Below are 21,784 nucleotides of genomic sequence, written 5' to 3' on the forward strand. Positions count from 1 at the left end.
GTCGCCGATCACAGTAGGTCGGAGCGGAGCCCGGCCGTGCTGTGGCGCGAAACGCCCTGCGCGCCTGCCGCCGGGTCTCGATACGCCGCTCCGCGGCTACTCGACCACCATGCCCCCCTGCTGATCGATCAGCACTGCAGAGGGCGTCTCCGCTTCATGCTGATCGAGTAGCCCTCGCAGAGGGCATATCGAGATCCCGCGCGCTCAGACCGCCGGCCAGCGCTCCGGGCCCTCGCTGCCGGCCGGGTACTCGTCCAGCGGCACGTCGTCGGCGCGCCAGGCGTCGATCGCGGGCTGGACGATGCGCCAGCACTCCTCGGCCGCGTCGCCGCGGACCGAGAGCGACGGGTCGTCGTCGAGGATCCCCGAGATGACCTCGCCGTACGCCAGCAGCTCCCCCGCACCGAAGGTCGCCTCGAGCGACGCGCGCTCGAGCGTGTACGGGTCGCCCGGGCCGTTGATGTTCAGCTCCAGCGCCATCTGGTCCGGAGCGAGGAACAGCCGCAGCACCGATGCCTCGGCCGTCCCGTGGAAGCCGGCCGGCAGGTGCGGCACCGGCTTGAAGCGGATGACGATCTCGCGCCGCCGCTCGCCCAGCGCCTTGCCCGAGCGCAGCGTGAACGGCACGCCCGCCCAGCGCCAGGTGTCGATCTCGACGGTCAGCTCGGCCAGCGTCTCGGTCTTGCGCGACGGGTCGACGCCCTTCTCGTCCGTGTAGGCGGGGAGCTCGCGCCCGTCGACCGAGCCGGCGGTGTAGCGCGCCCGGCGCGAGTTCGCGCTCAGGTCCTCGCCGTGCAGCCGCGTCGCCCGCAGCACGATGCCCTTGGCGTCGCGCAGGTCCGCCGCGCCGAGGGTCGACGGCGGCTCCATCGCGACGACCGCCAGCACCTGCAGCAGGTGGCTCTGGATCATGTCGATCAGCGCGCCGGCGCCGTCGTAGTAGCCCGCGCGCCCCTCGAGGCCCAGCTGCTCGTCGTAGACGATGGCGACGCTCTCGATGTGCTCCGCGGACCACAGCGGCTCGAGGATCCGGTTCGCGAAGCGCAGCCCGAGCAGGTTCATGACGGTCGCGCGGCCGAGGAAGTGGTCGACGCGGTGCACCCGGTCCTCGGGGACGAGCGCGGCGACGCGCGCGTTCAGGTCCCGGGCGCTCTTCTCGTCGGTGCCGAACGGCTTCTCGAGCGCGAGCACCGTCCCCTCCGGCAGCTCGTGCGCGGCGAGCGCGTCGCAGGCCTTCGCGGCGATCGCCGGCGGCAGGGCGAAGTAGATCGCGACGGGTCCCTCGCAGCTCGCGAGCAGCGCGGCGAGCGCCTCCGGATCCGTCACGTCCACCTGCTGGTAGCGCGTGCCCGAGACGAGGGCGTCGATGCCGGCACCCGAGGCGGTCTCCGTGGCGAACGACGTGGACACGACCTCGTGCCAGTGCTCCTGCGTCCAGTCCTCCTGACCGGCGCCGACGAGGTGCAGGCGGCGATCGGGCTCGCGGGTCAGGAGCTGACCGACAGCGGGGAGGAGCAGGCGGGCGGACAGGTCGCCCGTCGCACCGAGGATGAGCAGCGTGTGGACCGACTGAGGCATGCGCCACACCCTACGGCGCCCCCGCCGACCTTTCCCGGCCTTGACGGCGGTGCGTCCCGGCCGGCCGGCCCCGCCCGCTCGCAGGAGCGCCCAGTGTTCTGCTGCCAGGATCAGCGCATGGTCTCCCCGATCGAGGACTACGCCGTCCTCTCCGACTGCCGCACCGCCGCTCTCGTCTCCCGCGACGGAGGAATCGACTGGCTCTGCCTCCCCCGCTTCGACTCCGCGTCGATCTTCGGCGCGCTCCTCGGCGGTGACGACCAGGGCCGCTGGTCGCTCCGGCCGGTGGACCCGGAGGCGACCGTCGAGCGGCACTACCTCGGCGACACCCTCGCCCTCGTCACCACCTGGACCACCGCGACCGGCGTCGTCGAGGTCACCGACGTGATGCCGCTCCGTGACGACCGCGCCGAGCTGGTCCGCCGCGTGAAGGGCGTCTCCGGCTCGGTGCGGATGCGCCAGGAGCTGCGGATCCGGTTCGACTACGCCCGCACGATGCCGTGGGTGCGCCAGGAGGGGACGGAGGAGGATCCGCTGCTGGTCGCCGTCGCCGGCCCGGATGCGGTCGTCGTCCGCGGCGTGCGCCTCTCGGCGACCGATCACGTGCACTCCGCCGAGTTCGACGTCGCGCCCGGCGAGACGGTCGACCTCTCGATGGCCTGGTTCCCCTCGCACCAGCGCGCCCCGAAGGTGCTCGACGTCGACAGGGCGATCGAGCGCACGGTCCGCTGGTGGACGGACTGGGCCGGCGCGATCCGCTACGACGGCCCGCACCGCGAGGCCGTGGTCCGCTCGCTGCTCACGCTGCGCGCTCTCACCGACGACCAGACCGGCGGCATCGTCGCCGCCGCGACCACCTCCCTCCCCGAGGAGTTCGGCGGCAGCCGCAACTGGGACTACCGCTACGTCTGGCTCCGCGACGCGTCCCTCACCCTCGAGGCCCTGCTCGCGCACGGCTTCGAGAAGGAGGCGCAGAAGTGGCGCGCCTGGCTGCTCCGGGCGGTCGCCGGCGCCCCGGAGGACGTGCAGATCATGTACGGCCTGGCCGGCGAGCGCGACCTGGCCGAGCGGGAGATGCCGAGCCTGCCCGGCTACGACGGCGCCTCCCCCGTCCGGATCGGCAATGCGGCGGTCGACCAGTACCAGGCCGACGTGATCGGCGAGGTGATGGTGGCGCTGCACGAGGCGCGAGTGGCCGGAGTGGACGAGAACGAGTTCTCCTGGCCGCTGCAGCGCGCGCTGCTCGGCTTCGTCGAGAGCAACTGGCAGCGGCCCGACAACGGCATCTGGGAGATCCGCGGCGAGCCGAGGCACTTCACCCACTCCCGGGTGATGGTCTGGGCGGCGCTGGACCGCGGCGTCCGCGCCGTCCGCGAGCACGGGCTCGACGGCCCGGTCGAGACCTGGGAGCGGCTGCGCGACACCGTCCGCGCCGAGATCGAGGAGCAGGGCTTCGACTCCGAGCGCGGCCACTACGTGCAGTCCTACGGCTCCACCGAGGTGGACGCCTCGCTGCTCGTGCTGCCGATGGTCGGCTTCGTCGCCGCCGACGACCCGCGGATGCTCGGCACGGTCGCCGAGCTCGAGCGGGCGCTGATGCACGACGGCCTGCTGCACCGCTACCGCACCGAGTCCTCGGTCGACGGCCTGGCCGGCGGGGAGCACCCGTTCCTGGCCTGCTCGTTCTGGCTGGTGCGGCAGTACGCCGACTCCGGCCGTCTCGACGACGCCCGCGCCCTGATGGACCGCCTCGTCGGGCTCTGCAACGACGTCGGCCTGCTCTCGGAGGAGTACGACGTCGAGAACCGGCGCCACGCGGGCAACACTCCGCAGGCGCTCTCGCACCTCGCGCTCGTCCAGGCCGCCGACGCGATCGCGCGGCACCGATGAGCGCGCGCAGAGCGGCGCCGCGCCGGCGCCGCCCGCTGCGGATCGTCCTCGTGAGCATCGGTGCCCTCGTCGCCGTCGCCGTCCTCGGCTTCCTCACCTGGTCCTCGATCGTGATGGGCCCCGATCCGGAGGCGCTCGCCCGCGTCGACGCGGACCCGGCGGTCGCCGTCGAGCGCACCGACACCGCGATCGTGCTCACCCCGACGGACGACGCGGGCACCGACCTCGACGGCGTCGGCCTCGTCTTCGTCCCCGGCGCCAAGGTCGACGCGGCCTCCTACGAGGCGACCCTCGCGCCGCTCGTCGAGGAGGGTGCGAGCGTGGTGATCACCCGGCCGATCCTCAACCTGGCGTTCTTCGATCTGCGCTCGCTCGAGAGCTTCACGGCGCAGGCCGACGGCGTCGACGAGTGGCTGGTCGGCGGCCACTCCCTGGGCGGCGTGAAGGCCTGCCAGTGGGGCGAGGACCCCGAGGTCGCGGGCCTCGTGCTCTTCGGCAGCTACTGCGCGAACGACCTCTCCGCGTCGGGACTGCCGGTGCTGAGCGTGAGCGGCTCGGAGGACGGCCTGAGCACCCCGGCGAAGGTCGCCGCGGCGAGCGACCAGCTGCCCGCCGACGCGCGCTTCGTCGAGATCGACGGGTCGAACCACGCCGACTTCGGCTGGTACGGCCCGCAGCCCGGCGACGGCACGGCCACGATCAGCCACGAGGAGGCCGACGCGCAGATCGCCGAGGCGCTGCTCGCCTTCGCGGGCGAGCGCGGTTAGGCCCGGTCCCGCCCGCCGTGGCGGTCAGTCGTGCCGGCGGCCGTCGCGGTCGGGCGTCTCGCGCAGGTCGATCAGCCCGGTGAAGAGCGCGCCGCGCTCGTTGGACTGCTGGTCGCCCGAGAACAGGTTGTCCGGCGCCGACTTCGTGCGGGTGCGCGGTGCGGGGGCGGTGCCCGCCTCCTCGTGCTGCATCTCCACGCGCTGGCGCGGCAGGGCGATCGGGTCGCTCTCGTGCAGCCAGCTCACCAGCCCCTCGCGGACGTAGCAGCGCAGGTCGAAGAGCGTCGGAGCGTCCTTCGCGGTAACGAGCACGCGGATGCGGACGTAGCCGCCGACCGCGTCGGTGACCTGCAGGACGCTGACCCGCTGGTCCCAGAGATCGGTCTCCTCGAGGATCCGGTGCAGCTCGGCCCGCATCTCGTCGGGTCGGACGCGCCAGTCCAGATCGAGCTCGACGGCGCCGAGCAGCTCGGAGCCGGTCCGGGTCCAGTTCTGGAAGGGCTGGGTGGTGAAGTAGTTGGTCGGGAGCACCAGGCGGCGGTCGTCCCAGAGGTGGACCACCACGTAGGTCAGGGTGATCTCCTCGATCCGACCCCACTCGTTCTCGACGATGACCACGTCGTCCAGGCGGATCGCGTCGCTGAAGGCGAGCTGCATCCCCGCGAAGATGTTGGTCAGGCTCGACTGCGCGGCGAGACCGGCGACGATCGAGAGCACACCGGCGGAGGCCAGCAGGGACGCCCCGGCGGTCCGCGCCTCGGGGAAGGTCAGGAGCGAGGCGCCGATCGCGATCACGACGACGGCCGCGACGGCCACCCGCCGGATGATCGTCATCTGCGTGCGCAGGCGGCGAGCCCGCCGGTTGTCGGCGGTGTCGGTGCGGTAGCGCTCTGCGCCCAGGTCCTCGAGGAAGACGAAGGTCGCACCGACCAGCCAGGCGGCGGCGCCGATCGTGGCGATCTGGAAGATCCGGTCGACGAGCCCCGGCCAGGTGTCACCGGAGACGGTCGCGGCGAGCGCGGCCCAGACGGCGATCGTGAGCAGCAGCACGCGGAACGGGATGCGCACCCGGCGGATCAGCAGCCGGGCCCACGTCTTGCGCTTGCCGATCGAGCGGATGATCAGCGCCACGACCGCGGTCACGACGACGGCGATCACGACGGCGATCAGCACGGCGAGGGCGATGGAGCCGACTTCTTGCAGGGCGTCTTCGGGCACGGCGGTCCTTTCGGGTGGGGGAAGGGGCGCGCACCATCGAGCGGATCGGACGAAGAGGGCAGCCTCCCACGGACACGGCGGGGAGCGCACGGGGCGACGCCGCACGTTGCGGGGATGCCCAGGCGGAGCGCGACGACGTCGGACGCTCCGGAAACGACGAAACGCCCGCCGGAGTGGCGGGCGTCTCGATGTGGTGCACCCCCTCGGACTTGAACCGAGAACCCACTGATTAAGAGTCAGTTGCTCTGCCGATTGAGCTAGAGGTGCGTGGCGACCGGCGAATCGTGCGTGCCGAACCGAGGGATCACATTACCAGCGCCCACCCCCGTTTCGTCAAATCGACACTCGCGCCCTGCTGATCGAGTAGCCCGCGCAGCGGGCGTATCGAGATCCACCCTTCTGCACACGTGGGTCTCGATACGCGCTGCGCGCTACTCGACCAGCATGCAGTGCGCCCCTCCGGGGCCACTGACCAGCATGCAGTGCGCCCCTCCGGGGCTACTCGAGCAGCAGGGAGACGCGCGTCCACGCCGCGCTGGCACCAGGCCATCGGCGGGGGCGCTCAGTATCGTGGACGCGTGACCCTCGACGACGACCTCCGCCTCGCCCTCCGCCTCGCCGACGCCGCCGACGCGATCTCGCGCGAGCGCTTCCTCGCCCTCGACCTCGTCGTGGACACCAAGCCCGACAGCACGCCCGTCTCGGACGCGGACCGCGCCGTCGAGGAGGCGATCCGCGCGGTCCTCGCCGCCGAGCGCCCCGACGACGCGATCCTCGGCGAGGAGTTCGGCACCTCCGGCGAGGCCTCGCGCCAGTGGATCCTCGACCCGATCGACGGCACGGCGCACTTCGTCCGCGGCGTCCCGATCTGGGCGACCCTGATCGCGCTGGCGATCGACGGCGTCCCGGTGGTCGGCGTCGTCTCGGCCCCCGCCCTCGGCAAGCGCTGGTGGGCCTCCAGGGCCGCCGGCGCCTGGGTGGACGAGAGCCGCGCTCCCCTGGGCAGCCTCGACCTGCCGGACGGCCTGCGCGGCGTCCTGGTCGCCCCGGCCGCCGAGGAGCCGCGCCGGCTCCAGGTCTCCGGCGTCGCGTCCCTCGCCGACGCCACCTTCAGCTACAACAGCATCCAGCAGTGGGACGGCGCCGGCCGGCTCGAGCAGCTGCTGGAGCTCGCCCGCACGGTCTGGCGCGACCGGGCCTACGGCGACGCCTGGCCCTACATGCTGGTCGCCGAGGGCCTCATCGACGGCGCGGGCGAGTTCGACGTGAAGCCCTACGACCTCGCCGCCCTGATCCCGATCGTCCAGGAGGCGGGCGGCCGCTTCACCTCCGCCGACGGCGAGGACGGCCCCTGGAACGGCAGCGCCGTCGCGACCAACGGCCTCCTGCACGACGAGGTCCTCGCGATCGCCGCCCGCCGATGAGCCGGCGCTCGGCGCTCCTCGCGGCGGCACTCCTGACCGCCGTGCTCCCGCTCGCGGCGTGCTCGTCCGTCGTCGGCTCCGACGATCCGGCGGCACTCCGTGACGAGAGCGGCACGGTCACCACCGCGGGCGTCATCGACGCCTTCTCGGTGGCGAAGGGCGACTGCCTCCGGGAGCCGGACGACGACCGCGTCGCCGACTTCGAGGCCGTCCCCTGCGCGGACAGCCACGACCTCGAGGTCTTCCACGTCTTCGCGCAGCCCGGCGACGACTACACCAGCCGCAACACCCTGCTGGCCCAGGCGGACGCCGGCTGCGAGCCCGAGTTCGGCGCGGTGATGAGCATCGCCTACGGCGACTCCGCCCTCGAGTACCGCAGCTTCGTCCCGTCCGAGGTCAGCTGGCGCCACGGCGACCGCGCCGTGCTCTGCGCCGTCTTCGACCCGGCGACCGGCGAGACCACGGGCAGCCTCTTCGACGCCGCGCGCTGACGCTCAGCCCGGACGCCCGCCGTCCGGGTCAATCCCCTCCGCGCCTCGATTGACAGGTTCGCGGCGCACGCGCACTGTGGGAGGACGATCACACACGATCGGCGAACGGCTCGGGGGTGCCGCGAAGCGCTGCAGGAGTCGAAGATGCACGAGCACCCAGGAGACGTTCCGGAGAGCGCGGAGCCGGAGCGCTCGGCGACGGCGGAGCACGAGCTCCGGCCGGCGGACAGCCTCTTCACCCGGCTGCAGCGGCAGTGCGCGCTGCTCTCGGCGGCGGAGGCGCTGGCCGACTCGACCGAGGACTCCGTCCGGCGCTGGTCGCGGCTGATCCACGACTACGCGCTGACCTCGGACCGAGTCGTGTCGGTGCACGGCGGCGCGGAGGACGCCGTGCTGGGCTGGCTGAAGCCCCGCGGCGTCATCGCCCTCCTGGTCACGGAGGAGTGCGCGGACGACCACGCGGTCGAGCACCTGGCCGCCGCTCTCGCGGCGATGAACGCGGTGACGCTGACCGTCGACGACGAGCGCGCCGAGCGCCTCGCCCCGCTCACGCAGGCACTCGCGCGGATGCTCCCGAGCGGATTCGCCGAGCTGCCCCTCGATGCCCACGCGCACTACCCGGAGGGGGCGATGGCGACGGTCGTCACGCCCGAGAACCTCTACCGCGCGTGGACGCCTCCCGCGACGCTCCAGGGGCCGGAGAACGGTGCGGAGCGCGACGACGACGAGCGCCTCGCGCTGCTGACCCTCTACGGCCGCGTCCGCCAGCTCGACGTCCGTCCGGAGTGACGGCTCGGAGCAGCGGCGGCTCGGAGCGGCAGCTCCTGTGTGCGACGACGACCGGTGGTGGAGATGGGGGGAATCGAACCCCCGTCCATCGCTGTGATTCTGCGCCTTCTACGGGTGTAGCCAGTGAGAGCGTTCTGCTCGGCCCCGACCGTTACCACTGGCGCATCGGTCGACGGGCCCAGCCCGAGTGCAAGTCCCGCGTCGCCCTCAGGCGTAACGACGCAGCAAGTCCTCTAGATGACGCCAGGATCCGGGGCGAGGACGCACCCACGGGCTGACGGACTATCTACTCTGGCTTAGGCAGCGAGAGCGAAGTCGGTGCGCTTCTGTTCGGCACCTGTGTTTTTCAGAGATCGTTAACGAGATAACCCTGAATCCTCGACCCGCTTCTCGCAGTTTCGCAGGCAATGTCGAAACCGATCATCCCCGCGAGCACTCGCCGGCACTGGGCCAGGTGGAGTGGGTCGTCGTCGCACACTGTGGAGTTACGAGAGAAGAGTCTACCTCGTCGCGCGGGCGGTGACCCGACGACGGCGCAGATCGAGCAGTCCGAGCACGAGGGCGAGCGCGATCAGCCCGAGGGTGACGAAGTAGCCGTTGCGGAAGGCGTCGTGGTACCGGTCGAGCCCCTCCGCCATCCCCGCCTCACTGGCGAGCGTGGCGAAGAAGATCGCCGAGGCGCAGGCCGTGCCGACCGCGGTGCCGACGCGCTGACCGAGCTGGCCGACCGAGCCCGCCACGCCGCCCTGCTCGGGCGAGATCTCGGCGAGCGTCAGCGTCTGGTTGGGCGAGACGACGAAGCCGCCGCCCGCGCCGGCGACGAGCATCGCCGCGCCCATCCCGTAGGCGGCCGTCTCGGCCGGCAGCAGCTCGGCCGCCAGCAGCACCAGTGTGAAGCCGATGACGACGAGCACGATGCCCAGCACGACGAGGGCGCGACCGTAGCGCTGGACGAGCTTGCCGCCGTACCACGCGGTCACCGCCGAGGTCAGCGCGAACGGGATGCTGACCATGCCCGCGAACACCGGCGCGAGGCCGAGGCCCTGCTGGAGGAAGAGCGTCGTCAGCAGGAAGGTCGCCGGGATCGCCGCGAAGTAGGACGTCGCGACCAGGATCCCGTTGCGGTACGAGCTGGTGCGGAAGATCCGGAAGTCGATGACCGGGGTGCGGTCCTTCGCGGCGTAGTGCGCCTCCCACTTCACGAAGGCGTACGCGGCGACAGCCGCCAGCAGCAGCCAGAGCCAGCGGAACGGCGAGTCCGTCGAGGCGCCGGTGGTCAGCAGGAACGGCAGCATGAAGGCGAAGATCGTCACGCCCAGCAGCAGCAGGCCGACCGGGTCGAGCGAGGTGTCGCCCTGCGGTGTGCGCTGCACCTTCGGCAGCAGCTTCCAGGCGAAGACCAGCGCGGCGATGCCGAGCGGGATGTTCATCCAGAACAGCAGCCTCCAGCCGTCCTGCTCGCCGCCGATCGCGATCAGCAGTCCGCCCAGGGTCGGCCCGAACGCCGTGGAGAGGCCGATCACGGCGCCGAAGACGCCGAAGGCGCGGGCCCGTGCGGCCCCGGTGAACAGCTGCTGCACCAGGCCGAGCACCTGCGGCATCTGGATGCCGGCGGCGATGCCCTGGATGAAGCGGGCGATGACGAGCAGCTCGATCGTCGGCGCGACGGCGCAGAGCAGGCTGGCGAGGGTGAATGCGGTGAGACCGACGAGGAAGAGCAGGCGCCGCGACTTGATGTCGCCGAGCCGTCCGGACGGCACGAGCGAGAGACCGAAGGCGAGCGCGTAGCCGGCGACGATCAGCTGCAGCTGGCTCGGATCGGCCGAGAGCGACTTCTCGATCGAGGGCAGCCCGACGTTGACCTTCGACAGGTCGAGGATCGTGAAGGCGGCGACCGACACCGCGACCGCGAAGGCCCGCCAGCGCGTCCTCTCCTCCGCGGCAGTGGGCGGCGCGTCGGGAGCGTTGTCGGGAGAGGTCACGTCCTCCAGTCTCTCAGGACCGGAGCGCGCGCCTCCCCCGCTTGCGGGACATCGGCGCGGGCCGCCTACTCCCCCATGCGGCGGCGGGTGGACATCGCGCGGTCGGCCTCGCGGCGGTCCTGGCGCTCGCGGAGCACCTGGCGCTTGTCGTAGTCCTTCTTGCCCTTCGCTACCGCGAGCTCGACCTTGGCCTTGCCGTCGCTGAAGTAGAGCGAGAGCGGGATCAGCGTGTACCCGCCCTCCTTCACCTTGTTGTGGATCTTGAGGATCTGCGCCTTGTGCAGCAGCAGCTTGCGCTTGCGCCGCGGCGGGTGGTTGGTCCAGGTGCCCTGGGCCCACTCGTTGATGTGCACGGCGTCGAGCCACGCCTCACCGCCGTCGACGAAGGCGTAGCCGTCGACCAGTGACGCGCGGCCGTTGCGGAGCGACTTGACCTCGGTGCCCGAGAGCACGAGTCCCGCCTCGTAGGTGTCCTCGATGAGGTAGTCGTGGCGCGCCTTGCGGTTGGTCGCGACGACCTTCTGTCCCTGTTCCCTGGGCACGGCTGCTCCTTCGGTCCGAGAGCGATGGTGGGCCACCCCGATCGGGGCAGCCCACCAGTATACGGCCGCACGCGGCCGAGAACGCCGGGCGGTCTAGACCCGCAGGTACCGCGCGATCGCCACGTTGGCCGAGATCGCCGCGAGGACGATCCCCACCACGATCAGGATCGGCACCACGATCAGCGCGTCGTCGACGCCCACGAACGACGTCAGCGGGATCCGGTACGCGAGGAACCCCTGCACGAAGAAGACCACGATCGCCACGACCGCGACCCCCGCGAGGATCGAGCCGAGCAGCGCCGCGAAGACGCCCTCGAGGATGAAGGGGGTCTGGATGAACCGGTTCGAGGCGCCCACGAGCCGCATGATGCCCAGCTCCCGTCTCCTCGAGAACGCCGACAATCGGATCGTCGTCGCGATCAGCAGCACCGCCGCCACGAGCATCAGCACCGCGATGCCGATGGCCGTGTAGCTGGCCGCGTTGAGGATCGAGAAGATCTGGTCGAGGTACTGCTTCTGATCCGTGACGCTCTCGACCCCCGAGACGCTGGACAGGCTCTCCACGAGCACGTCCGACTGCGTCGGGTCCTTCAGGTTGATCCAGAAGGTCTGGTTGAGCAGGTCGGGAGTGACGTACTCGGCGACCGGGTTCCCGGCGAACTGCTCCTGGAAGTTCGCGTAGGCCTGGTCGTGGTCCTCGAAGTAGGAGCGGTCGATGTAGGGGGCGAGCGTCGCGCCCGCGAGCTGCGACTCGACGGTGTCGATCTGCTCCTGCGTCGCGTCGGAGCCGCTGCAGTTCGAGCCGCCGGAGGTGGCGGTGCACATGTACACCGCGACCTGGGCCTTGTCGTACCAGAAGTTCTTCATCTGGCCGATCTGCATCTGCAGCAGGATCGCGGTGCCGACGAAGGTGAGCGAGATGAAGGTCACCAGGATCACCGAGACGACCATGGAGACGTTGCGCCGGAGGCCGCTCGAGACCTCCGACCAGATCAGTGCGTATCTCACTTGACGGGTCCTACATCCTGCTGGTCGTCCCCGGACTCGTCGCCCTCGCCCGCGTGGGCGCGCAGCCCCAGGCGGGCCGCGAGCGACTCCTCGGGGAGGGCCCCGGTGTCGGCGGGGAGGTAGATCGGGCCGGTCTGGCTCTGCAGCTCGACCACGCGCGGCGAGGCGGGCGCCTCGGTCGGGGCGGGCGGCGGCGGCGGGACGACCGGGTTCGACTGGGTGGTGGGACGCGCCGGAGCGACGTGGGTCTCGGGTGCGGCGGCCGAGCGGCGGCCCTCCGGGACGCGGGGCTGCGGCGCGGTCTGCTGCAGGCGCGGGCGCGCGAACGCGGCGCCGTGCTCGGGGAGCTCCGGCGCGGCGGCGGCGGGCGCCGGGGCACGGCGCAGGTCGACCTCCGGGACCTCGGCGGGCGCGAGCGCGCTCTCGGTGATCACGGGGTTGGCGATCGAGGACGTGGTGGTCGGGTGGTCGTCGGCCGCGACCACCACGACGCCGTCGTGCACGACGGTGATGCTCTCGGTCTGGCCGTACCCGCCCCGTCTCTCGTCGCGGACGATGCTGCCCGCCGAGAGCTCGATGACGCGGCGCTTCATCTGGTCGACGATGCCGGCCTCGTGGGTGGCCATGATCACGGTCGTGCCGCCGGCGTTGATCCGCTCGAGCAGCGCCATGATGCCGGCGCTGGTCGTCGGGTCGAGGTTTCCGGTCGGCTCGTCGGCGAGGAGGACCGCGGGCTTGTTGACGACGGCGCGGGCGATGGCCACGCGCTGCTGCTCGCCGCCGGAGAGCTCGTGCGGCAGGCGCGCGGCCTTGCCGGCGAGGCCCACCATCTTGAGCGTGTCGGGGACCGCCTCCTGGATGTAGCCCTTCGACTTGCCGATCACCTGGAGGCTGAAGGCGACGTTGTCGAAGACCGACTTGTTCGGGAGGAGCCGGAAGTCCTGGAACACCACGCCCATGTTGCGGCGGAAGTAGGGGACCTTGCGGCTCGAGATCTTGCCCAGGTTCTGCCCGAGCACGTGGATCGAGCCGGAGGAGGGCCGCTCCTCCTTGAGGATCAGGCGGAGGCAGCTGGACTTGCCGGACCCGGAGGCGCCGACGAGGAAGACGAACTCGCCCCGGAGGATCTCGAGATCGATGGCGTTGAGGGCGGGTCTCGTGCCACCCCGATACTGCTTGGAGACGTTGTCGAAGCGAATCATGTCGGTACGAGGGTAAGCGACGATCCCGGAGAGTGACCCGTCCGGCCGCCCGGCGCGCCGAGCGGCCGGCCCTTCGGCGGACCCGACCTGGGAGTCAGACGCCTCGCGACTCCCCCGGCCGCCGCACCAGAGCGACGACGAGGGAGCCCGCGGAGACGGTCGCGCAGGCGAGAAGAGCGATCGCGAGAGCCGACGACGCCCTCTGCGCCTCGGGAGTCGGCATCGACGTCGCCGGCTCCGTCCCGACGCCGACGAGCGACAGCCCGACGAGGAGGCAGACCGCCGCCGCGGCCGCCGTCGTCGCGATCACGGGGGCTGCGCTCCCCCCGCGCTCGGCACCCCAGGCCCGTCCGAGCAGCGCGGCGGCTCCGAGCAGCAGCAGACTGGCGAGCGCCGACGCCACCGCGAAGCCGACCCGCCATCCCTCGTCCGGCACGGCGTCGAACGCACCGGTCCGGTTGCCGATGACGGACGCGACGACGAACGCGGCCGCCGCCGCACCGAGCGCAGCGAGCCCGAGGAGAACGAGCCCCACCGGGCGCTCGGCCGGAGTGCCCCCGGGGGTCTCCCCGCCGGTCCGCTCAGCGGCGGGCCGACGGGGAGGCGTGCTCACCGGCGATCGGCGGAGGTGGCGTCTCCCGGATCGCCGTCGACCGCCCCGGTCGGAACGACGCGAGCGGCGGCGTCGACGACGGCAGCGGCGTCCGCGACGGAACCGCCCGCGACGACGGCGCCCGTCTCCTCGGAGGGCAGCGCGACGTCGCCCGCCACGGTGAGGGACGCCCACTCGTCCTCGAGGACCAGCGCGAACAGCTCGGTGCCGTCGAACAGCGCGGCTCCGTCGACTCGGAGCCCGGCGCCGGTGACCGCTCCCGCAGAGGCACCCCCGACGACGTCCGCTGCTCGGGCGGGAGCGAGCGGGTTCGCGGGGGTCTCTCCGAGTCGCAGCGCGATGTCGTCCCCGAGGGCGTCGGAGAGCGACGTCTCGGAGGACAGCGGGAGGCCGGCGATCGGCTGGTCCGCCTGTGCCGGAGCGGCTGCCGCGAGGGCGAGCACGGCGCCGGCCCCGGCAGCGATCAGGAGAGAAGTCTTCGACATGGTTCCACCTTTCTTGAGAGAGTCTCGGATCGAGACGTTCTCAGGGTAGAACCGGTCGACGCTCAGGCTCTTCCGGGTTCGCGGAACGTCGGCTCCGCCTCGCGCCCGTGCTCCAGTGGGGTTCCCGGGCGCAGGGGGCCGGCCCGGCTCGCGCCGTGCCGCCGCCGGTCAGGCGGACTTGCGCCAGCGGATGCCCGCGGCGATGAAGCCGTCGAGGTCGCCGTCGAAGACGTGCGAGGGGTTGCCGACCTCGTGGTCGGTGCGGAGGTCCTTGACCATCTGGTACGGCGCGAGGACGTAGCTGCGCATCTGGTCGCCCCAGCTCGCCGTGATGTTGCCGGCCAGCTCCTTCTTGGTCGCGGCCTCCTGCTCCTTCTGCAGCAGCAGCAGGCGCGACTGCAGCACGCGCATGGCGGCCGCGCGGTTCTGGATCTGGCTCTTCTCGTTCTGCATCGAGACGACGAGGCCGGTGGGGAGGTGGGTCAGGCGCACCGCGGAGTCGGTCGTGTTGACCGACTGGCCGCCGGGGCCGGAGGAGCGGAAGACGTCGACGCGGATGTCGTTGTCCGGGATCTCGATCGCACCGGCCTCCTCCATCAGCGGGATGACCTCGACCGCGGCGAAGGACGTCTGGCGCTTGCCCGCGGCGCCGAAGGGGCTCATCCGCACGAGGCGGTGGGTGCCGGCCTCGACGGAGAGGGTGCCGAAGGCGTAGGGCGCGTCGATCTGGAAGGTGGCGGACTTGATGCCGGCCTCCTCCGCGTAGCTCGCGTCCATCACGGTCGCGGGGTACTTGTGCTTCTCGGCCCAGCGGAGGTACATCCGCATCAGCATCTCGGCGAAGTCGGAGGCGTCGACGCCGCCGGCTCCCGCGCGGATGGTGATGACGGCGGGGCGGTCGTCGTACTCGCCGTCGAGGAGGGTCTGCACCTCGAGCTCGCCCATGGTCTTCTGCAGGGCGTCGAGCTCGGCGATCGCCTCCTGCTCGGACTCGGCATCGTCGGCCTCGTTGGCCATCTCGACCAGGACCTCGAGGTCGTCGAGGCGCCGCTCGATCGCGGTGATCCGGGCGAGCTCGGACTGGCGGTGGCTCAGCGCGCTGGTCACCTTCTGCGCGTTGTCGGTGTCGTCCCAGAGGTCGGGGACGCCCGCCTGCTCGTTCAGCTCCTCGATCTTCGCGCGGAGCTCGTCGACGTCGATGACGGCGAGGATGTCGGAGAAGGTGGAGCGGAGAGCAGTGATCTGCTCGGTGAAGTCGTTGTCCAGCATGGTGGCTCCAGACTACCGGGGGCACCGGGGGTCACCGCGGGCGGCCGCCCGGGCGGCGCTTAGGATGGGGCTGATGAGCAGCACCGCCGAGCGCCCCTTCCCCGTCGGGCCCCTCCTGCTCTCGACCTTCCTGCCGACGCTGCTCTTCTCGGTCGGCGAGGGCGCGATCATCCCCCTCCTCCCCGCCGTCGCCGGCGACCTCGGGGCGACGCTGGCGATCGCCGGCCTCGTCGCGGGAATGATCATGATCGGCGAGCTCGCGGGCGACATCCCGAGCGGCTGGATCGTCTCGCGGATCGGCGAGCGCGGCGCGATGCTCGGCGCCTCGGCCGCCTCGATCCTCGGCCTGGTGATCTGCCTCGTCTCCACCTCGTGGGTGACGCTGACCGTGGGTGTCTTCCTGATCGGCCTCGCGACAGCGGTCTTCGCGCTCGCCCGGCACGCCTTCATGACCTCGTTCGTGCCGATCAGCCACCGGGCCCGGGCGCTGTCCTCGCTCGCGGGGGTGTTCCGCGCGGGCTGGCTGATCGGCCCGTTCCTCGCCGCGGGGGTCGTGCACCTCAGCGGCTCGGTCGAGTCGATCTTCTGGGTGCACATCGCCTGCTGCGTGGCCGCGGTGGTCGTGCTGCTGCTCGTGCCGGACCCGGCGACGGTGCTGCGCCGCGCGGCGGCCGCCTCCGCCGCCGCCGACCCCGTGCTCGACGCCGCCGCCGAGGCCGCGGCTGTGCCGGAGTCCTCCCCCGGCCTGGTCCGCACCCTCCGCGCGCACCGCGGCGTGCTCGCGCGGATGGGCTCCGGCGCCGCCGTGATCGGCGCCCTGCGCGCGAGCCGGACGCTGATCCTCCCGCTCTGGGCGGTCAGCCTCGGCCTCGCCGAGACCGACACCGCGATCATCATCGGCATCGCCGGGGCCCTCGACTTCGCCCTCTTCTACGCGGGCGGGCAGGTGATGGACCGCTTCGGCCGCGGGGCCACGGCGATCCCGTCGATGATCGGCCTGGGGGTCGGGCACCTGCTGCTGGTGGCGACGCTCCTCGCCGCCGACCCGGTGCCCTGGTTCATCGCGGTGGCCTGCGTCCTCGCGGTGGCGAACGGGATCGGCTCGGGCATCCTGATGACGATCGCCGCGGATCTCGCGCCGCCGAAGGATCCCGCGCCCTTCCTCGGCGCGTTCCGCTTCACCGGCGACGCGGGCAATGCGGCGGCGCCGATCGCGGTGTCCGCGCTCACCGCGGCGGTCTCGCTGCCGTTCGCTGCGGGAGCGATGGGCGTGCTCGGGCTGGCCGGTGCCGCCGCGCTCTCGCGCTGGATCCCGCGGTACCTGCCGCACCGGCGCCCGCGCACCTGACCCGCAGCGCGCCTGGCGGCCAGGCGGTCTCCGCGCGGGCCCCTGCTCGCGCTCCCCTCCTACACTGGAGCGCGCACGCGGGAGTGGTGGAATGGCAGACACGCAGGATTTAGGTTCCTGTGCCGAGAGGCATGTGGGTTCGAGTCCCACCTTCCGCACCAGGGGCGACCGGAGCGACCGGCGTGGCACGCCACCTTCGGGGGCCGCCCCGGCCGTCTTCCCGGTTTCGCCGGTACAGTGAGCGCGGTCGAGCCGCCGCAGACCGAGGATCGGCTGCGGCGTCGGCCGGCCGCACGGCACTGATCGACTGGAGAACCGTTGAACCACGCCGCCCTGGTCCCCTGGCTGGACCCCGGAACAATCCTCGAGCAGGCGGGACCGTGGGGCGTTCTCGTAGTCTGCCTGATCGTCTTCGCCGAGACCGGCCTGCTGATCGGCTTCCTCTTCCCGGGTGACACTCTCCTCATCATCACGGGACTCCTTGCGCATGAGAACGCGGCCGGAAATGGTCTGGGCATGCCTATCTGGCTGATCTGCCTCGCGATCGGCTTCTCGGCGTTCGTCGGCGGCGAGGTCGGCTACCTGATCGGGCACAAGGCCGGGCCGCGCATCTTCGAGCGCAAGGAATCCGGCTTTTTCAGCATCGAGAACGTCAAGCGCACCAACGCCTTCTTCGAGCGCTTCGGCGGCCTCGCCGTGATCCTCGCGCGATTCGTGCCGATCGTCCGCACCTTCGCGCCGATCGCCGCCGGCGTCGCCCACATGAACTACCGCAAGTACAGCCTCTACAACCTCATCGGCGCGCTCATCTGGGGCAGCGGCGTGACGCTGATCGGCTGGCTGCTGGCCTTCATCCCGCCCGTCGCCGCCTTCGTCTCGCACTACATCGACGTGATCCTGATCGGCGCCGTGGCCCTCGCGATCATCCCGACGGTGTTCCACTTCCTCCAGCAGCGCCGCAAGGCCCGCCTCGCGGCCGACAAGGAGACCGACGCGTCGGAGGCGAGCGCCCTCGTCCTCGACCCCACCGCCGTCGACGACAAGCACCGCAAGCACTGACCGATCCCGCGAGATGCCACTTGTGCACACTCGACACGGCGTGTCGCGTGCACAAGTGGCATCTCGCGGTCGGGAGGCTGCGCCCCCGATCAGGGCAGGGTGGTCGCCAGGGCCGCCAGTTCGGCTCGGAGGGCGGTGAAGGCCCGGGCGCGGTGGCTGCGGGCGTTCTTCTCGGCGGGGGCGATCTCGGCGGCCGAGAGGGCCGAGTCGGCGGGGACGAAGACCGGGTCGTAGCCGTGGCCGTTCGTGCCGCGCGGACCGGCGGCGATGGCGCCGTCCCAGCGGCCCTCGACCACGATCTCCCGGCCGCCGGGCAGGACCGACTCGGGGACGACCAGCGCGATCGTGCAGACGAAGTGCGCGCCGCGGTGCTCCGGCTTCACATCGGCCAGCTGCGCGAGCAGCAGCTCGTGGTTCGCGACCGCGTCGTGCGGGCGGCCCGACCAGCGGGCCGAGAAGATGCCCGGCGAGCCGCCGAGCACGTCGACGCAGAGGCCGGAGTCGTCGGCGAGCGCGACGAGGCCGGTGTGCGCCGCCGCGGCCCGCGCCTTGATCAGCGCGTTCTCGGTGAAGGTGACGCCGTCCTCGACCGGCTCCGGCCCGTCGTAGGCGCGGACGCCGACGCCCGGCAGCGCGCCGGCCAGCATCGCCCGGAACTCCTCGACCTTGCCCGCGTTGTGGGTGGCGAGGACGAGGTCGAGGCTCACGCGTCCCGCCCCGCGGCGAGCGCCTCGGTCTGGAAGCGGGCCAGGTCGGCCGCGCCGCCGACCGCGAGATCGAGCAGCGCGTCGAGCTCGCGGCGGTCGAAGGGGGCGCCCTCGGCGGTGCCCTGCACCTCGACGAAGAGGCCGCGGCCGGTGACGACGACGTTCATGTCGGTCTCCGCGCGCACGTCCTCGACGTACGCGAGGTCGAGCATCGGGACGCCGTCGATGATGCCGACGGAGACCGCCGACAGGCTGTCGATCAGCGGCTGCGCCTTCTGGCCGACGTACTTCTTGCCGCGGGCCCATTCGATCGCGTCGACCATCGCCACGTACGCGCCGGTGATCGCCGCGGTGCGGGTGCCGCCGTCCGCCTGGAGGACGTCGCAGTCGATCACGATCGTGTTCTCGCCGAGCGCCTTCGTGTCGACGACCGCGCGGAGGCTCCGGCCGATCAGCCGGGAGATCTCGTGGGTGCGCCCGCCGACCTTGCCCTTGACGGCCTCGCGGTCCATCCGGGAGTTGGTGGCGCGGGGCAGCATCGCGTACTCCGCGGTGACCCAGCCCTTGCCCTTGCCCTGCAGCCAGCGCGGGACGCCGTTGGTGAAGGACGCAGTGCAGAGCACCCTGGTGTTCCCGTAGGAGATCAGCGCCGAGCCCTCGGCCTGGGTGCTCCAGCCGCGCTCGATGGTGATCGCGCGCAGCTCGTCGGGCGCGCGGCCGTCCTTGCGCTTGACGGTCGGCTGGGCGGCGGTGCTGTCGGTCACTCGGGTCTCCCTGGAGTCGTGCGGCGCGCGGCCCGGTCGAGCTCGCGCAGGTTGATCGTGCCGGTCTCGACGAGGTCGACGCTCGAGACCTCGGGGCCGAGGAAGCGCCGGGCGAGGCGGACGAAGTCGCTCGAGCCGGTCTCCTCCCAGCGGTAGGTCGGCGGGGCGGCGGCGGTGCGCTGCAGGCCGTGCGCCACCAGCGTGCGGTAGACGTCGAGGGCGGTCTCCTCGGCGCTCGAGACCAGCCGGACGTCGGGCCCCATCACGTAGGCGATGGCGCCGCGCAGCAGCGGGTAATGCGTGCAGCCGAGCACGAGGGTGTCGACGCCCGCCTGCTTCAGCGGCGCGAGGTACTCCTCGGCGAGCGCCAGCAGCTCGTCGCTCCAGGTGACGCCGGCCTCGACGAACTCGACGAAGCGCGGGCAGGCGGCGGTGACCAGCTCGAGGTCCGGTGCGGCGACGAAGGCGTCGTCGTAGGCGCGCGAGCGGATCGTGCCGACGGTGCCGATCACGCCGACGCGGCGGTTGCGGGTGTCGCGGACGGCGCTGCGGACGGCGGGCTGGATGACCTCGATCACCGGGATGCCGCGGCCGATCGTGTAGCGCTCGCGCGCGTCCCGCATCATCGCGGCCGAGGCGGTGTTGCAGGCGATCACCAGCAGCTTCGCGCCCTGGTCGACCAGCGTGTCCAGGGTGTCGAGGGCGTAGGCGCGGACGTCGGCGAGGGGCTTGGGCCCGTAGGGCGAGTGCGCGGTGTCGCCGAGGTAGACGATCGACTCGTTCTGCAGCTGGTCGATCACGGCGCGGGCGACGGTGAGTCCGCCGACGCCGGAGTCGAAGATGCCGAGGGGTGCGTCCGTCACGGAGGAAGAGCCTACCCGCGCCCGGGGAGGGTGCCCCGTGCAGGGAACGGTGCATGGAACACTGGTCGGATGGATGCCACGTCCTTCCTCACCGACCGCTACGAGCTGACGATGGTCGAGGGCGCTCTCGGCAGCGGCACCGCCGACCGGCGCTGCATGTTCGAGGTGTTCGCCCGCAGCCTCCCGCCGGGGCGCCGCTACGGGATCCTCGCCGGCACCGGCCGCCTGCTCGAGCTGATCTCGCGCTTCCGCTTCGGCGACGCCGAGCTCGACTGGCTGCGGGAGAACCGCGTCGTCGACGCGCGCACCCTGGACTGGCTGGCCGACTACCGCTTCCAGGGCGACATGTGGGGCTACCGCGAGGGCGAGGTCTACCTCCCCGGCTCCCCCGTGCTGATCGTCGAGGCGCCCTTCGCCGAGGGCGTGCTGCTCGAGACGCTGGTGCTGAGCGTGCTCAACCACGACAGCGCCGTGGCGAGCGCCGCGGCCCGGATGGTCTCCGCCGCCGACGGCCGCCCGCTGGCGGAGATGGGCTCCCGCCGGGCCGGCGAGCGCTCGGCGGTCGCCGCCGCGCGCGCCGCGCACATCGCCGGCTTCGGCGCCACCTCGAACCTCGAGGCGGGCCGCAGCTGGGGCGTGCCGACGATGGGCACCTCCGCGCACGCGTTCACGCTGCTGCACGACTCCGAGGAGTACGCCTTCCGCGCGCAGGTCGCCGCGCTCGGGCCGGGCACGACCCTCCTCGTCGACACCTACGACGTCACCGCCGCGGTGGACCTCGCGGTCCGCGTCGCGGGCACCTCGCTCGGCGCCGTGCGGATCGACTCGGGCGACCTCCCCCAGCAGGTCGCCGCCGTCCGCGCGCAGCTGGACGGGCTCGGCGCCACCGGCGCCAGGATCACCGTCACGAACGACCTGGACGAGTACGGCATCGCGGCGCTGGCCGCCTCCCCCGTCGATTCCTACGGCGTGGGCACCTCGGTCGCGACCGGCTCCGGCCACCCCACCGCGGGCATGGTCTACAAGCTGGTCGCGCACGAGGACGACGCGGGCGAGTGGGTCTCGGTCGCCAAGAAGTCGGCGGCGAAGGCCTCCATCGGCGGACGCAAGTCCGCGGGGCGGCGCCTGACCGAGGACGGCATCGCCGTCGAGGAGGTCGTGCACGTCGGTGCCGGGCCCGAGGGCGCGGTCGGCGAGGACGAGCGCGCACTGCTGGTGCCGCTGATCGAGGACGGCCGGATCCGCGAGGAGCACCTCGGTGCGACGGGTGTCGTCGCCGCGCGCGAGCACCGGGCGAACGCCGTGATCGAGCTGCCGCAGGACGCGCTGCGCCTCGGCCGCGGCGACCCGGTGATCCCGACCCGCTACGCCTGAGCGGAACGGTCCCGGAGCGGAACGGACCCGGAGCGGGGCGGACCCGGAGTGGGGCGGGCCCGGCTCCCGAGGGGGCCGGGCCGCGCGCCCTACTTCATCCGGGCGTAGATCTCCTTGCAGGAGGGGCAGACCGGGAACTTCTCCGGGTCGCGGCCCGGCAGCCACTTCTTGCCGCAGAGGGCGCGGACGGGCTTGCCGGTCATCGCGCTCTCGAGGATCTTGTCCTTCGGCACGTAGTGGGAGAAGCGCTCGTGGTCGCCCGGCTCGATCGTCTCCTGGTTGAGGAGCTCCTCGAGTTCGCGGTCGAGGGTGGCGGTTCCTCCGCCTCCCTCGAGGGGGTCGGTGCTGCTGTTCTCGAAACGGGACGTCATGGCTCCGATCCTACGCTCGGAGCGCGGGAGGGGGCGGGGC

General features: G+C 72.2%; 21 protein-coding genes, 2 tRNA genes and 1 other RNA gene. 9 read left to right on the forward strand and 15 right to left on the reverse strand.

Features of this window, described 5'->3' with window-relative positions; all coding sequences use genetic code 11:
• Positions 1 to 204: 204 nt before the first annotated feature.
• A complete protein-coding gene (locus EDF43_RS21385; protein ID WP_185020244.1) occupies positions 205 to 1,578 on the reverse strand; it encodes a glucose-6-phosphate dehydrogenase in 1,374 nt (457 codons plus the stop codon).
• 117 nt (positions 1,579 to 1,695) lie between these two features.
• Here EDF43_RS21385 and EDF43_RS21390 point away from each other — a divergent pair, with 117 nt between their 5' ends.
• Positions 1,696 to 3,468 (forward strand): glycoside hydrolase family 15 protein, encoded by a 1,773-nt coding sequence (locus EDF43_RS21390; RefSeq protein ID WP_132438505.1) that lies wholly within the window; start codon positions 1,696 to 1,698, stop codon positions 3,466 to 3,468.
• Complete coding sequence (locus tag EDF43_RS21395; RefSeq protein WP_132438504.1) at positions 3,465 to 4,235, forward strand: alpha/beta hydrolase; 771 nt, start codon at positions 3,465 to 3,467, stop codon at positions 4,233 to 4,235. Before EDF43_RS21390 ends, EDF43_RS21395 begins: the two co-directional genes overlap by 4 nt.
• Before the next feature lie 24 nt (positions 4,236 to 4,259).
• Here EDF43_RS21395 and EDF43_RS21400 read toward each other — a convergent pair whose 3' ends face one another.
• Together EDF43_RS21400 and EDF43_RS21405 are read right to left on the reverse strand one after the other, a co-directional pair.
• Positions 4,260 to 5,453: a mechanosensitive ion channel domain-containing protein gene (locus EDF43_RS21400; protein WP_132438503.1), complete on the reverse strand. Its 1,194-nt coding sequence runs from the start codon at positions 5,451 to 5,453 to the stop codon at positions 4,260 to 4,262.
• Between the two features lie 191 nt (positions 5,454 to 5,644).
• A tRNA-Lys gene (locus EDF43_RS21405) sits at positions 5,645 to 5,720 on the reverse strand.
• 311 nt (positions 5,721 to 6,031) lie between these two features.
• Between EDF43_RS21405 and EDF43_RS21410 the strand changes: the two genes are divergently transcribed.
• From EDF43_RS21410 to EDF43_RS21420, 3 genes are all read left to right on the forward strand, one after another.
• Positions 6,032 to 6,877, forward strand: a complete 846-nt coding sequence (locus EDF43_RS21410) for an inositol monophosphatase family protein (RefSeq protein ID WP_132438502.1) — start codon at positions 6,032 to 6,034, stop codon at positions 6,875 to 6,877.
• Complete coding sequence (locus EDF43_RS21415) at positions 6,874 to 7,368, forward strand: septum formation family protein (protein WP_132438501.1); 495 nt, start codon at positions 6,874 to 6,876, stop codon at positions 7,366 to 7,368. Before EDF43_RS21410 ends, EDF43_RS21415 begins: the two co-directional genes overlap by 4 nt.
• Before the next feature lie 144 nt (positions 7,369 to 7,512).
• Complete coding sequence (locus EDF43_RS21420; RefSeq protein ID WP_132438500.1) at positions 7,513 to 8,157, forward strand: hypothetical protein; 645 nt, start codon at positions 7,513 to 7,515, stop codon at positions 8,155 to 8,157.
• Between the two features lie 55 nt (positions 8,158 to 8,212).
• Here EDF43_RS21420 and ssrA read toward each other — a convergent pair.
• The 8 genes from ssrA to prfB form a co-directional block, all read right to left on the reverse strand.
• Positions 8,213 to 8,585, reverse strand: a transfer-messenger RNA (tmRNA) gene (gene ssrA / locus EDF43_RS21425).
• A gap of 72 nt (positions 8,586 to 8,657) precedes the next feature.
• Complete coding sequence (locus EDF43_RS21430; protein ID WP_243582324.1) at positions 8,658 to 10,139, reverse strand: MFS transporter; 1,482 nt, start codon at positions 10,137 to 10,139, stop codon at positions 8,658 to 8,660.
• A 65-nt stretch (positions 10,140 to 10,204) separates the two neighbouring features.
• Complete coding sequence (smpB, locus tag EDF43_RS21435; protein WP_123447996.1) at positions 10,205 to 10,681, reverse strand: SsrA-binding protein SmpB; 477 nt, start codon at positions 10,679 to 10,681, stop codon at positions 10,205 to 10,207.
• A gap of 93 nt (positions 10,682 to 10,774) precedes the next feature.
• On the reverse strand, positions 10,775 to 11,689 hold the full coding sequence (gene ftsX, locus EDF43_RS21440; protein WP_123737281.1) for a permease-like cell division protein FtsX: 915 nt from the start codon (positions 11,687 to 11,689) through the stop codon (positions 10,775 to 10,777).
• The gene (ftsE, locus tag EDF43_RS21445) at positions 11,686 to 12,891 is read right to left on the reverse strand and encodes a cell division ATP-binding protein FtsE (RefSeq protein ID WP_132438499.1); all 1,206 of its coding nucleotides are present in this window, start codon (positions 12,889 to 12,891) and stop codon (positions 11,686 to 11,688) included. Before ftsE ends, ftsX begins: the two co-directional genes overlap by 4 nt.
• Before the next feature lie 94 nt (positions 12,892 to 12,985).
• Positions 12,986 to 13,426 (reverse strand): hypothetical protein, encoded by a 441-nt coding sequence (locus tag EDF43_RS21450; protein WP_132438498.1) that lies wholly within the window; start codon positions 13,424 to 13,426, stop codon positions 12,986 to 12,988.
• 74 nt (positions 13,427 to 13,500) lie between these two features.
• A complete protein-coding gene (locus EDF43_RS21455; RefSeq protein ID WP_123737284.1) occupies positions 13,501 to 13,989 on the reverse strand; it encodes a hypothetical protein in 489 nt (162 codons plus the stop codon).
• 168 nt (positions 13,990 to 14,157) lie between these two features.
• Complete coding sequence (gene prfB, locus EDF43_RS21460; protein ID WP_123705075.1) at positions 14,158 to 15,258, reverse strand: peptide chain release factor 2; 1,101 nt, start codon at positions 15,256 to 15,258, stop codon at positions 14,158 to 14,160.
• A gap of 73 nt (positions 15,259 to 15,331) precedes the next feature.
• Here prfB and EDF43_RS21465 point away from each other — a divergent pair, with 73 nt between their 5' ends.
• From EDF43_RS21465 to EDF43_RS21475, 3 genes are all read left to right on the forward strand, one after another.
• Complete coding sequence (locus EDF43_RS21465; protein ID WP_132438497.1) at positions 15,332 to 16,606, forward strand: MFS transporter; 1,275 nt, start codon at positions 15,332 to 15,334, stop codon at positions 16,604 to 16,606.
• Positions 16,607 to 16,683: 77 nt separating this feature from the next.
• A tRNA-Leu gene (locus EDF43_RS21470) sits at positions 16,684 to 16,767 on the forward strand.
• A gap of 157 nt (positions 16,768 to 16,924) precedes the next feature.
• Entirely contained in the window at positions 16,925 to 17,665 is a 741-nt protein-coding gene (locus EDF43_RS21475) for a VTT domain-containing protein (protein WP_132438496.1), read from the forward strand.
• An 89-nt stretch (positions 17,666 to 17,754) separates the two neighbouring features.
• Here the strand turns inward: EDF43_RS21475 and rdgB are convergent, their stop codons facing one another.
• Genes rdgB through murI form a run of 3 tightly spaced genes read right to left on the reverse strand, consistent with a single transcriptional unit; the run spans position 17,755 to position 19,999 of the window.
• Entirely contained in the window at positions 17,755 to 18,372 is a 618-nt protein-coding gene (rdgB, locus tag EDF43_RS21480; protein WP_132438495.1) for an RdgB/HAM1 family non-canonical purine NTP pyrophosphatase, read from the reverse strand.
• Entirely contained in the window at positions 18,369 to 19,136 is a 768-nt protein-coding gene (gene rph / locus EDF43_RS21485; RefSeq protein ID WP_132438494.1) for a ribonuclease PH, read from the reverse strand. The genes rdgB and rph overlap by 4 nt, the downstream gene beginning before the upstream one ends.
• Positions 19,133 to 19,999, reverse strand: coding sequence for a glutamate racemase (gene murI / locus EDF43_RS21490; protein ID WP_132438493.1), 867 nt, complete (start codon positions 19,997 to 19,999; stop codon positions 19,133 to 19,135). Before murI ends, rph begins: the two co-directional genes overlap by 4 nt.
• Positions 20,000 to 20,068: 69 nt before the next feature.
• Between murI and EDF43_RS21495 the strand changes: the two genes are divergently transcribed.
• Positions 20,069 to 21,373 carry a nicotinate phosphoribosyltransferase gene (locus EDF43_RS21495; protein WP_132438492.1) on the forward strand — a complete coding sequence of 435 codons (1,305 nt, stop codon included), beginning with the start codon at positions 20,069 to 20,071 and terminating at the stop codon, positions 21,371 to 21,373.
• A gap of 89 nt (positions 21,374 to 21,462) precedes the next feature.
• On the opposite strand, the gene EDF43_RS21500 is transcribed toward EDF43_RS21495, so the two are convergent.
• Positions 21,463 to 21,744: a DUF3039 domain-containing protein gene (locus EDF43_RS21500; RefSeq protein ID WP_123448008.1), complete on the reverse strand. Its 282-nt coding sequence runs from the start codon at positions 21,742 to 21,744 to the stop codon at positions 21,463 to 21,465.
• Between the last annotated feature and the right edge of the window lie 40 nt (positions 21,745 to 21,784).

Origin of the sequence: Rathayibacter sp. PhB179 (assembly GCF_004345345.1) — a bacterium.
GTDB classification, from domain to species: Bacteria; Actinomycetota; Actinomycetes; order Actinomycetales; family Microbacteriaceae; genus Rathayibacter; species Rathayibacter festucae.